Annotated in this window: 8 protein-coding genes and 1 pseudogene (1 of these 9 cut by a window edge); 6 read left to right on the top strand and 3 right to left on the bottom strand. The window is 38.5% G+C overall.

All coding sequences use genetic code 11. The features are described 5' to 3' along the window. On the top strand, positions 1 to 1,296 hold the 3' portion of the coding sequence (gene gatB, locus LEP1GSC190_RS16215; RefSeq protein ID WP_002747296.1) for an Asp-tRNA(Asn)/Glu-tRNA(Gln) amidotransferase subunit GatB. 165 nt of this gene lie to the left of the window's left edge; 1,296 of the gene's 1,461 nt are visible here — the last part of the coding sequence; its start codon lies beyond the left edge, outside the window; its stop codon occupies positions 1,294 to 1,296. Between the two features lie 493 nt (positions 1,297 to 1,789). Continuing rightward, positions 1,790 to 5,308 (top strand): DNA polymerase III subunit alpha, encoded by a 3,519-nt coding sequence (gene dnaE / locus LEP1GSC190_RS16205; RefSeq protein ID WP_081606736.1) that lies wholly within the window; start codon positions 1,790 to 1,792, stop codon positions 5,306 to 5,308. 533 nt (positions 5,309 to 5,841) lie between these two features. Here the strand turns inward: dnaE and LEP1GSC190_RS16200 are convergent. Continuing rightward, a complete protein-coding gene (locus LEP1GSC190_RS16200) occupies positions 5,842 to 6,741 on the bottom strand; it encodes a M23 family metallopeptidase (protein ID WP_002747339.1) in 900 nt (299 codons plus the stop codon). A 37-nt stretch (positions 6,742 to 6,778) separates the two neighbouring features. Here LEP1GSC190_RS16200 and LEP1GSC190_RS16195 point away from each other — a divergent pair, with 37 nt between their 5' ends. From LEP1GSC190_RS16195 to LEP1GSC190_RS16180, 4 genes are all read left to right on the top strand, one after another. Beyond that, entirely contained in the window at positions 6,779 to 7,684 is a 906-nt protein-coding gene (locus LEP1GSC190_RS16195; protein WP_036034807.1) for an RNA polymerase sigma factor, read from the top strand. 35 nt (positions 7,685 to 7,719) lie between these two features. Next, positions 7,720 to 8,448 (top strand): hypothetical protein, encoded by a 729-nt coding sequence (locus LEP1GSC190_RS16190; RefSeq protein WP_002747429.1) that lies wholly within the window; start codon positions 7,720 to 7,722, stop codon positions 8,446 to 8,448. Between the two features lie 148 nt (positions 8,449 to 8,596). Next, a complete protein-coding gene (locus LEP1GSC190_RS16185; protein ID WP_002747551.1) occupies positions 8,597 to 10,426 on the top strand; it encodes a CHAT domain-containing protein in 1,830 nt (609 codons plus the stop codon). Between the two features lie 6 nt (positions 10,427 to 10,432). Further along, positions 10,433 to 11,119 (top strand): hypothetical protein, encoded by a 687-nt coding sequence (locus LEP1GSC190_RS16180; RefSeq protein ID WP_081586266.1) that lies wholly within the window; start codon positions 10,433 to 10,435, stop codon positions 11,117 to 11,119. Positions 11,120 to 11,172: 53 nt separating this feature from the next. Here LEP1GSC190_RS16180 and LEP1GSC190_RS16175 read toward each other — a convergent pair whose 3' ends face one another. Both LEP1GSC190_RS16175 and LEP1GSC190_RS20480 read right to left on the bottom strand, forming a co-directional pair. After that, positions 11,173 to 11,493 (bottom strand): phasin-related domain-containing protein, encoded by a 321-nt coding sequence (locus LEP1GSC190_RS16175; protein ID WP_002747530.1) that lies wholly within the window; start codon positions 11,491 to 11,493, stop codon positions 11,173 to 11,175. Positions 11,494 to 12,049: 556 nt separating this feature from the next. Beyond that, positions 12,050 to 12,476 (bottom strand): annotated as a pseudogene (locus LEP1GSC190_RS20480) (transposase); the annotation flags it as partial. Positions 12,477 to 12,500 lie beyond the last annotated feature (24 nt).

The raw sequence follows: 12,500 nt of genomic DNA, 5'->3' as shown, positions 1-12,500 counted from the left end.
GTTTTGGAAAAAGCTATCATGGCGGGGATTGCGTTCGGGTGTGATATCGCTTTATTTACTAAATTCGATCGTAAGAATTATTTTTATCCGGACCTCCCAAAAGGTTATCAGATCTCTCAATTCGATAAACCTATCTGTACTGGAGGTGGGGTCACTTTTACAATCAAAGGGGAAGAATCCCCTCGTTATGTGAGACTGACTCGGATTCATATGGAAGAAGATGCGGGAAAGCTGATACATTCCGCGGACCCGAATATTCCTCAGTCGTATGTCGATCTAAATAGAGCAGGAACTCCCCTCATCGAAATTGTTTCGGAACCGGACATGCGTTCTTCGGATGAGGCATATTATTATCTTAATTCTTTAAAGTCGATTTTAAAATATATTCGCGTTTCGGATTGTAACATGGAGGAAGGTTCTCTTCGTTGCGACGCAAATGTTTCGATTCGGCCGAAAGGTTCGGATAAATTCGGAACCAGAGTCGAAATTAAGAATCTGAATTCTTTCAAAGCAGTCAAAGCGGCAATTGATTACGAGGTAGAATGGCAAACTGAAATGGCGTTGGAAGGAAAAACTTTTCAACAACAGACTAAACTCTGGGATGGCGTGGCAAATAAAACCGTAACGATGAGAACCAAAGAGATGAGTCATGATTATCGTTATTTTCCCGACCCGGATCTGCCCGTAGTCATTCTTCAAAAAGAAACGGTAGAATCTGTTCGTTCCAAATTACCCGAACTTCCCAACGAAAGAAAAAATCGTTTTATAGAAAAGTTAGGGCTTCCAAAATACGATGCCGAAGTTCTGACTGCCGAAAGGGAAATTGCGGATTACTTTGAAGATGCTTTGAAAGTTTCTGGGGATGCAAAGAAAACGTCCAACTGGGTCAAAGACGAAGTTCTTGGCGTAGTAAATAAAGAAAGTATTACGATTTCTGAATTCTCTGTTTCTGCCCAAAGAATCGGCGGACTCGTAAAATTAATTGCGGATGGAAAAATTTCAGGAAAAATCGCCAAGACGGTTTTTGAAGAACTTCTTACTTCTGATAAAGATGCCGAAGCGATTGTCGTTGAAAAAAACCTAATTGTGGTCCGAGACGATAAGGAAATCGAAAGAATTGTGGACGAGGCGATCGCTAATAATCAGGATGCCGTGGCCAAATACAAAAGTGGTAAAGATCGCGCGTTAGGCGCTATTGTAGGTTATGTGATGAAAGTTTCCAAAGGAAAAGCGGATCCTGAATTAGTGAACCAAATGCTTTTGGATAAATTGGGACCTCTTCCGCCAAAGGGTTAAATGAATGCTCTATAAGCTACCGAGAATTATACAACAGGTGCCTGGAATTTTGCGTTCTAGCTTAGGTATTTATCTCAAAATTCATAGTATCTTTCATGTAGGTCAGTAAGAGCTTGCTTTAAAACTCTAATCTGTGGGAATTCTCGTAGGATTGGATGATGAAAAAGAAGATTCAAAAGTTCATAAACCACTAAAGGGATGTAATTTGTGGGAACTCCTACGTTTTGTTACGAACTTACTGAATGATTGTAATTGGTTTCTTTTAAGGTTTTGGGACAAACTCCAAGAAGATTTTTTCCTGGATAAAGGAGTTCTTGCATTTTAAGAACCAGCTTCTAATTTTTCTTACGGAAAAATTAGAAATAAACAAAAATCTGCCTGGTTCAGATTTGTATTATTTTATAAAAAGTTACAGAATTTAGTCTAAGTTGTAATTTTTCATCGATTAGACTCTTGACGTCGGATTCATCAAAATTCTATTATGTCCCTTACAATGCAGGATTTCGCCCATTTACATCTGCACACTAACTATTCCATGCTCGACGGAGCGATCCGTATCAAAGAGTTGATGCAGCACGTAAAAGAAAACGGTATGTCATCGGTTGCGATGACTGATCACGGAAACATGTTTGGTGCCGTTGAATTTTACAATGAAGCGACGAAACAAGGTATTAAACCGATTATAGGTAGCGAATTTTACGTTTCTCCGAATCGAAAGCAAGAAATGGAGATGGTAAAGATCGCGGACGGAAGTGCATATCATCTAATCCTTCTCGCGAAGAACGAGGAAGGTTACAAAAATTTAATACGCCTTTCCAGCAAATCCTACACAGAAGGTTTCTATAAAAAGGCGAGAATTGACTACGATCTTCTCGCTCAACACAATGAGGGCCTTGTCTGTTTGACGGCTTGTCTTGCGGGTGAAGTCAATCGGAAGATTTTGGAAGGAAAAATCGAAGAATCTTTTCAATTAGCCGGAAAATTAAATGAGATCTTCCGTAAAGAGGATTTTTATATGGAAATCCAAAACCACGGAATTTCGGAACAGATGACCGTGGCAAAACAAATCTACGACTTTGGAAAAAGAACCGGCATCCCTCTCGTAGTTACAAACGATTCTCATTTTCTAAAAAAAGACGACCAAGAGGCTCAGGATATTCTTCTTAGAATCGGGATGCAAAAGCGTATTACAGACCCAATGGAATTCGGCTTTAACGGAGAATTCTACGTAAAAAGCCCAGATGAGATGGCGAGGGTGTTTCCCGAAATCCCGGAAGCTTTTTATAATACATTAGAAATTAGTAATAAAGTGGATTTGAAACTTCAATTTGGAAACTATCTTCTCCCCGAATTTGAGGTTCCGGAAGGATACGATGCCGATTCTTATCTTGAAAAATTGATTTGGGAAGGGATCGGAAGAAAGTATCCTAACCTTTCTCCGGAAATCAAAGATAGAGTCGTCTTCGAACTCAATACGATTAAGAATATGAAGTTCGCCGGTTACTTCTTAATTGTTCAGGATTATATCAATTATGCAAAAAGAAATGGAATTCCTGTTGGTCCGGGAAGAGGTTCTGCCGCCGGTTCTATCGTAGCTTATGCGCTCGGAATCACGAATGTAGAACCTCTCCAGCATAATCTTCTTTTTGAAAGATTTTTGAATCCCGATCGTAAGGATATGCCTGATATCGATACCGATTTTTGTGTGGACCGACGGGAAGAAGTCATCAATTACATTCGCAGAAGATATGGGGAAGAAAAAGTCGGCCAGATTATCACGTTCAATTCTCTCGCGGCAAAAGCTGCTCTCAAAGACGTTGCTCGGGTCTTGAATCTTCCTTTCGGAGAGGCGAATGAGATGACCAAGGCATTTCCGAACAAACTCGGGATGTCCATTGCAGAAGCGCTCGCAACTTCTTCCGAATTAAAAAACTTTTCTGAAAAAGATGATATCAATCATAAAATCTTTGCTATTGCTCAAAGACTTGAAGGAAACTATCGTCAGCCCGGAAGGCACGCTGCCGGTGTTGTGATTTCTCCTTATCCATTGGAAGAAGTCGTTCCACTTTCCACGGTTGCGGAAAAAGAAAGACCGGGCTTTCGATCCATCGTGACTCAATACGATAAGAACAACTTAGAAAGTATTGGTTTGATCAAGATGGATATCTTGGGTCTGAAGAACTTAACAACCTTGGACTACGCAATCAAGCTTATCGAACGAAGAAGAGGGGTTCGAATCGATCTCGATGAAATCTCTTACGATGACGCGAACACATATGCGCTTCTTAGAAAAGCGAACACACTCGGTATATTCCAGTTAGAATCCACTGGGATCACCGATCTAGTTGCTAAGAGTCAAGTGAACAACTTTGACGAGATTGTCGCTTTGATCGCATTGTATCGTCCCGGCCCTATGGGTGAAGGAATGTTGGACGAATATTTGGATCGTAAATCCGGAAGAAAGCAAGTCACGTATCCGCATCCTTCTTGCGAGTCGATACTGAAAGAGACTTTCGGAGTTCCCGTTTATCAAGAACAAGTGATGAGTATCTCCCGAGTTGTCGGAGGATTTTCAGTCGGAGATTCGGACGTATTGCGGAAGGCGATGGCAAAAAAGAAAGCTGATCTTATGGAAAAGCTTAAATACCAGTTCGTGGAAGGTGCGGTTAAACAAGGCATTCAAGAAAAGGTCGCAAAGGATCTCTTTGAACAATTAGAAAGATTTGGTGGTTACGGGTTCAATAAGTCCCACTCCGTAGCCTACGCGATCATCACATATCAAACTGCTTACTTAAAAGCAAACTATACGATTGAATATCTTACTGCACTTCTTGCGTCGGATCACGGTAAAACCACCGATATCGTAAAATACATTAACAATGCGAGAGAGATGGGAATTCGAATTCTCAATCCGGACGTTTCTGAATCACAAGCTTCTTTCAATGTGATCGATGATACCACGATTCGGTTCGGGCTTTCCGCGATGAAAGGTGTGGGCGAGACCGCGGCAAACAGTATCATCGAAGCAAGAACGAAGGCTGAAAATTTTAAAACACTTCAAAATTTTGCTCTCAACATAGATACGAGATTGATCAATAAAAAAGTTTTTGAAGCCCTCATTCAAGCGGGAGCTTTGGATTCTTTCGGTTATACTCGTAAATGTCTTTTTGAATCGGTGGATTCCATTCTTACTTTTGCTCAAAAGGAGCAGGAGAGAGCGGAAGAAGGACAGTTCTCCCTTTTTGGAGGAGAGGAAAGTTCTTTCACACTCAATCTTCCGAAGGACGCCCTCGAATGGGAAATCGACGAAAAGTTAAGGCGCGAAAAAGCGATAGCCGGTCTTTATCTTTCCGGTCACCCGCTTGACAAATACGAGAAACAGCTCAAAAGTTTAAGGACGATTCCGATTGAAAAATTCGACAATCTGAAATCAGGAAGTAAGGTAGAAGTTGCAGGAATTATCTCTTCCAAGAACATAAAGCTTAGTAAACGAAATGAAGAATTCGCAAACTTCAAACTCGAAGATCGAACCGGAGAGATCGAATGTGTCGCATTTGCAAAGACGTATCAGAAATATAAGGAATTCATAAAAGAAGATCAAGCAATCTTTATCAAAGGGGACTTGGACAAAATCGAAGTGGGAGATACGGAACTCCGCGGACAGGTTAAAGTCAACAGTATAGAAATTTTAGATGAGGCAACGATTGAAGATAAGCTCGAAAAATCACTTCATCTTCGACTGGAAGAAAGACACACAAAAGATCCGGAATTGATTCCGAAATTGTACGCTTTACTTGCCTGTTATAAGGGAGAATCTTCCGTTTATTTTCACATCGTGGAAAACCGGGAGGAAAAAAGAGTCATTCGTGCTCACGATACGTATTCGATCCAACCGATCAACGAACTCTTTCTCCGGTTGGCGGATCTTTTAGGAGATCGTTCCGTTTTTTACTCCGTTGGGGAACAACTCAAAGTAATCAATAAAAACCAGGTTGCCGGTAACGTTGGTTGATCGTAGTAATTCTTTGAAGCAAAGTTTCAAAAATTAAATTTAGAAAATCATTCTTGCTTCGATTACGGAAGATTAGAATCGTTTTCGGAAATTCTTATTTGGAACTCTTGTACCAATCTTAGGACGTGGAAACTCCAATAGGAACTTAGACAACGTAAAAGACTGCTCGAAAATTCATAAACCCCACAATAAACAATCCGTGAGAACTCTTACCCTTGATTATGAACTTGCCGAGAATGATTGAAGTTAATTTCTTTTGAGTTTTGGAAGTCGGAGATGGTTCTGCTCGTTTATATTTCCTACAATTTTGTCGGAGGAATTTGGCTCGATTGTTAGCGGAACGAAATCTGAAAAATTTCTATTTTTAAAACATAGCCGATAACTTCTAAAACGCGGGTTATTCATAGAACGGACAAATTTGCATCTGTAAATTCTAAGTAGAAAAAAGAAACGGTAAGTCGTTAAACTTTCTTAACGGAGAGCGAACTCAACGGATTGGATTTTCTAATTTTCTTGAATTGAATTCAAGAAAATTAAAGGCGATTCACATAAAAGGTAAAACTTCTTTCATTCATGTTTCCTTTAAAGTCCCAGGCGACTATTTTGATTGTATTTTCACCGGACTTTAAATTCAGATTTCCGATTAAATACTGATCTTTATGATAAAGATTTATAAAGGAAAATCCGTCCGGATTTTTCCATTCAGAAGAAGAATACTGTAATGCACCGAAATTGGCGGATCGAAGTGTTTCACCGTTTAGAAAATATTGAACCTTGCTGACTCCTCTTCTTTGGGATTTTTTTTCTCCTGCGTCTACGATCGAAACCGTAAAGGGAAATTCTTGGGAGAGGTTGATATTATCACCGTCATTGATGTTTGTGAACTTTCCGTTCACGTGAACCAGCAAGCTTGAGATTTCAGGGGGAGTGTTGTCTGGAATTGGAGAAAGAAATTTCATGGGATCCAAAATTTCTAGTCCGTATTTACGAAGCACAACAAAGTGAAGGTGGGCTCCGCTTGAGTGACCGGAGTTACCACTGACCCCGATTTTATCACCCGCTTTGATCCAATCAGATTTTAATAATTTAGAAATCCTGCTATCTTTCAAGTGGTAGTAGGCGGTAAAATTTCCGGATCCGTGGTCCAACCAAACCGAATTTCCGGTTCCCAGTTCGTCTTCGAAAGGATGATCCTCCGTATAACGACTGTACAAAACTTTTCCATCCCCCATTGCAATTACGGATTCGTTTACAGAAGAAATATCCATTCCATTGTGGAAGTGATCCCCCCTAGATTCTCCAAAGGTAGAGGTGATTTTGTTTTCTAGTTGATCGGTTTTAACAGGGACGAGATAATTTATTACTTTATTATTTTCCGCTTCCATGCTCAGATGGAACGCGGTCCAGGCGACAATAAAGAGAAATTTTTTCATGCGGGACTCAAACCTAAGTGCAAGTAACTCATACAAAATGAATTTGTCAAAAGATAAAACTATAGATCTCATTTCTCGATGCGGAGATGGAGAAGAAGAAGCACTCAAGCAATTCTTCGAAATTTATTCGGAGGATATCTACAATTTTCCAATGAAGATTTTCCATCTAAGCGAAGACGACGCTGGGGATTTTTTTATCTATGCATTTGAAAGATTAAAAACAGGATCCCGTTTTGGTAGCTTTAAGGGAAAATCCAGCTTTAGAACCTGGTTTTATTCGGTTCTCAGAAATATGTTGATTGATTGGCAAAGGACCAAACGAGAACTCAAGGTTACCAATCTCGGAAAAATTAGCAAAGAAGGAAAAGAATACGCAACTATTGAAGATGAACCGGATACGCGCCCTGAAATGCAGGAAGAAGCGAGTGAATTTTCCGATCGATTCAATCAAGCTCTCGAAGAAATCGGAGTTGATAAACGGGTCATTTTCAAACTTTCCTACATTTATTATTTAAACTTAAATGAAGACGAAGTTCAATATCTCTTGGAAAAAACGGGGTTATCCCCCGATGCACTCAAAGAAAAAATTCTTCATCTCCGATCGGAGCTTTCCAATCGGGAAGAGGAGAATATTAGAATGGAAGACAAGATTACCACTCTTTATCTGAATATACTTGAGTTAAAAGAAAAACAGCAAAATACGGCCAAGGTTGCACCCATTCTTCCTATGGAAGTGGATAAAACTTCTCACGCCTTGAAGAAAAAATATGAACAGCGTAAGAAACTTTTGGAAAAGAAAAAGAAAGGGCATTTTCTAGCAAGAACCCCTTACCGTGAAGTTGCGGACCTAATTGGAATTTCCGAAGGGAATGTAAGTGTTACATTACTCCGTTTAATTGAAAAAATTCAGAAAAAGCTGGATTTTAGTGATTTAGATTTTTAGAAATTTCCGTCTTTTTATGCTATTGGAGAACCAAAATGGATTCGGGATCTGAAATAAATCAAAAAAACGAGCTTCTGCTCTTACTTTTAAATGGAGAAAAAATCAATGTAGATACAGACATAACACTACAAAATCAACTCATCCAAATGGAAGAATCGATCCAGGCCGGCATTAGTGCTTCGACTTTATCGTACCTGGACCAAGCCTCTAAAACGGGAAAGTTTTCCGAGCTTCAGGAGGCGATCGATTTACAGAAGGTAGATTTGGCAGGTTATCTAACAAAAGACATACCGGAATATTTGAAACGTTACGTCTCATTGGAACTTGCGAGGAAATCTCCATCGAAGGAGTCTATTGTAGTAAAATTGGGAAAGTCCGGGGCCCGAATCTTTGAAAGTCTCGTAGAATCGCTTCAAATTAACACAAGAGTAGATTACGCGCCTTCCATGCGTTCGGCTTTGACGAAAGATCCTTCCGAATTTGTTGTTTTTGAAGAAAAAGTTTTCGATAATTCGAAATTTACATATCAATTGGTTCAAGAAACCCCTGAAACAGCATTTTTGAGTGTTAAGATCGAATCACCGGATTCTAATTCGTTTCAAAGAGTAAATCTTTATAAGGATGCCAGATTTATTCTTTCTAACCAATTTAATAATGAAGGAATCGCTAATTTTTCCGGACTTAGGGAAGGAAAATACACGGTAGAATTTCAAGGGAAAGAAAATTCCAAATCGTTGGATCTTTTCATTCTTTTGGAAGCTTAAAACCGGAAAAATAACTCTTCGGAAAGAAATTTCCAAGATTGTATGAAATCAAAATTCCGGTAAGGGAATTTCCTTTTTATTTTTCCAAACAAAAAGAATTCTGGAAAAAAATGTTCCAGTGTTACAATTTGATCCTGGATTTTGAACTATGTTGAACCTGATTATAGATAGAGTCGGAAGTGTAAACGTATTCAACATATTAGATACGTCCGGAAGCGGATCCGAGTCTCATCTACAGTCCACCATTGACGAAGATCTCATTCTAGAATATATTAAGGAAATTGAAAATTTAGTCCGCGTTTCCAATGCAGTAAATTCCAAAGGAATGAGTCACAAAACTTTGGAAACTGAAATTCTTCACGAGCTGAAAATCCTCGGGGAAACTTTCTACGATCAGTTTTTTCCGGCTCCGATTCAAGAAAAACTGAGACTTACTACGGAAAAATACCTTCATTTGAACATGGATCCCAAACTTGGAGTCATTCCTTGGGAACTCTTACACGATGGGACTTGTTTTTTGTCGGATAAATTTTTTATCGGAAAAACGGTTCGAGGAGAATCGAGCCAAAACGTTTTTAAAGAAAAAGAAAAATTAAGGATGCTTATCGTTGCAGATCCTACGGAAGATCTGGAATGGGCTCAAAAGGAGGGAGAACAACTTTTTAGAGTTCTTAGCGAACAGGTTTCTGCTTCCCGATTGGAAATCGAGTTCATTGGAGGAAGGCAAGTGACGAAACTAAAATTGCTTTCTTTGATCAAAGGTAAGAATATCATTCATTACTCTGGGCATCTTTATTTTTCGGACGATCCTTTGGAAAATGGATGGCAAATCTCTGAAGGAAAGATCTTAAAAGCGAGAGAGATCAAAAATTCGGGATTTAATACCGACTTAGTGTTTTCGAATTCTTGTCAATCCAACTCGAATGTGTCTAGAACTCTTAATTCCGATTTGATGAATAATTTTGCCGGAGCTTTTTTGATGTCCGGGATCAAAAGTTTTATCGGAACCAACTGGGAGATCGTTGATAATCAAAATACGATCGATTTTACAATTCAGTTTTATACGTACCTGTTTGGCGATAGAAGTATCGGAGAATCCCTTTTCTTAGCTAAAGAATATGCAAGAAGAATCTTCGATACGAACGATCTTACGTGGACCAACTATTCTCTGCATGGAATTCCAAATCAACAGGTAATAGTGGATCCGACTAAAGGAAAATCCATTCAAAAGATTATCAATCCTACTCTAATTTCAAAATTCTACCCTTCAAACATTGCTGCTTCCTATCATAACTTCACTCAAAAACAGAAAGAGGAAACCGAATCTTCCTTTGAGTTGATTCAGTCTTTGATATTTTCGTTTGAAGAATTTTCCAAAATCATCGGTGGAATTATCTTTAGTGATCACCAATACCACTCTTTGGGAAAATATATCCCGAATAATCCGGACGACGCAGTGGAAATCAAGAAATGGTGGGAATTGATTTATCAATGTCTAATGGATTTTAGAAAACTTGAGATCAGTCCGCTTATCAGCAATATTCAGGAAGTTCTTCAAGTGAACAAAGACACGATTCAAAAGATGATTCAATGGATTGAACTCTATAGACGTGGACAAATTTTATCGGATTCTGCCGATGGTTATCTAATCTCTTTTCAGTACTATTACGAAAATCTTCTGATGGAATTAGAAGAATTGGAAAAGACGAGTATCTTCCTAGTTTCCACGAATTCTAACAATCATCTTTTCTTTCGCGGAATAAAACCGGAAGCTTCTTTAGTGGTCGCTCCGGTGGTGAAACAGGATTATATCGGAGAGCAGATAGAAAAATTCCGTGGTAAAGTGATTGTGTTCAATGAAAATAGAATGACGATCATTCCGATGCTCTGTAATATAATAGAAAATCCTGAAACTAAGGATTTAGAACTCAGTTTTCCGGGTTTCAAATCAGAAAAAAATTCCATTCAGAATATTTAAAATATATTGAGTCTTTGTCAACCCGAGAGGGGTAATTTTTCATGCGGGTCCTGTTGTGGGATTTTCAATTTGGATCTGAGTTCCGATAAAATTCGAAAATTGATCTTCGAAAGGACGGAAGAATTTAAAAATTCCGTGGATTTTCAAAAACCTTGGACAATGGCCGAATATCGAAAGGTTCGAGAAAAGAAAGAAGAAACCATTCGGAGAAAAGACGAACTCGTTTATAATTGCCCTTTTTTGGGAGCTTTCGGAAAAAGAATAGGATGTATGATTCATCCAATTTTCAGTGGAGACCCTCTCAGTCAAAATTATTCCTTTTACGGTTCTTCAATCTGTCAAGGTTATGAATGCAGAAACATGGAACGCAAAAATTCTAAACTTTGGGAAAGTCTTTTAGGCGAGATGGAATTGGATTCGTTTACCTATTCGGCGATTGCTTCTGATTATGAAACTCTCGACTTAATCGAAGAAACTTTTTCTCAAAAAGGAATTTCTATCCAGGAATTATTTCAATCTAGGAAAGAACTTTTAAAACGACTGATTCAAAGAAAAATCGACCGAAATGTGGCAATGATGAATACTTCTTTTGAAATCTTGATGGAAGAGAAAAAAAATTCCGCACAAGAAAGATTGGTTGAAAGATTAAGTCTTGCTTCCGCTCCAGATTTATCAAACGAAATTGATTTTTAATGTATAGAAGTGATAAAATCCTTCCTGTATCTAAAACACAGGAAGGAAAACAATTAATGTTTAGCCGCAGTTTCTGCTTTCGGTTTTGAAGATCCATTCAAAGGGATTTTCGTGGATGAAACACTTTGACTAACTTTTGATTTAACTTCCTCTACCTTCGAGTTGACTTGTCCTGCTACACCTTCAACTGAATGAAGAGCGTCTTCTATATATTTTCTGAGATTTTTGGCAACCTCGGATTGATCTTGCGCTCCTTTGGAGGCAAGTTCCTTAAATTCTTTTTCAACTTTCAGGAGAATGCTATCAGCTTGCTCGCGGAGTGATTTTGCAGCTCCAATTGCAAAGTTAAGCGCTTCCTTGATTTCTTTTTCCATAAGCTTTTTTTCCTCTGTTTTTCTGCACTGAGAATAAACCAAAATTATGCGGCGCACAATAAAGTGTCAAGTGGTAATTGAAATAAATAAATGGAGATTGTACTGCTATAATTTGAAAACTTTTGAAATATATATAGAAAATTTGCAACGAATCGTCAAGGGATTGGTTTGAAAAAGTCTGAAGGGAAATTTCAATTTCAGAGTATTTAGAACATAATTCATAAAATAAGTCCAAGGCATTGATACAGGAAGCTCTAAAATATTTCTAAACGATCCAGCAAGTTTCTAAAAAACGTGGGAGTTCCTACAGATTACTCACATTGGCGGTTTTTCCTGTCACTTTAAAATTGTAGTAGTTCCTACATTTTGAAGTTTTGAGACGGGTTCTTAGTGTTTTCCCTAATTTTTTACCTCAGAGCCAATTTATGGAAAGATCGCGCCGAGTTATTGTTATCGTAACGTGTGTTCAGTTAATTCTTAGTTCCGTAAACTTTTTGCTTTCTCGTTACGGCTATCTCATTCTCTCTTATGTCTTATGCCAAGCCCCCGCTATTTTTTATGTAAGCCCATATTGAGCTAATTTTCGATTTAACATTTTTTCGGATATAGAATCAAAAAGTTCGCCCGTTCAAATCATTGTATAAAGAACTCCGATCATTTTGCGTGAGGCAGCGATGATCGATTTTTTTAGCACATAACTTTGCATAAAATTCTTTTATTTTTTCGCATGCTTGACTCCAGATCGCTTGAACGATTACCTTTCGAATCCAATGGCACCTCGATTTACGATTCTTTCGTAACGAACAGTGTCTCCAGAAATGCCAATTCTGGGAACCAAGCCTACTTGTTTGCTCGAAGAAAATACTCATGTAGTTCATAATCACCAAAGACGTAATTATTCCGACTCCACAGGCATGGACATGATTGTTTGAACATAACTTTGATTTTTTCAGAGCTTCTTTAATCTTTTCTATTAGTTTTAGATAAGAGTCTGTCCCAAAACTCGG

Origin of the sequence: Leptospira mayottensis 200901116, assembly GCF_000306675.2 — a bacterium.
Lineage (GTDB): Bacteria > Spirochaetota > Leptospiria > Leptospirales > Leptospiraceae > Leptospira > Leptospira mayottensis.
Note: the sequence above shows the minus strand (reverse complement) of the source record. Positions and strands in the feature narration are given on the sequence as shown.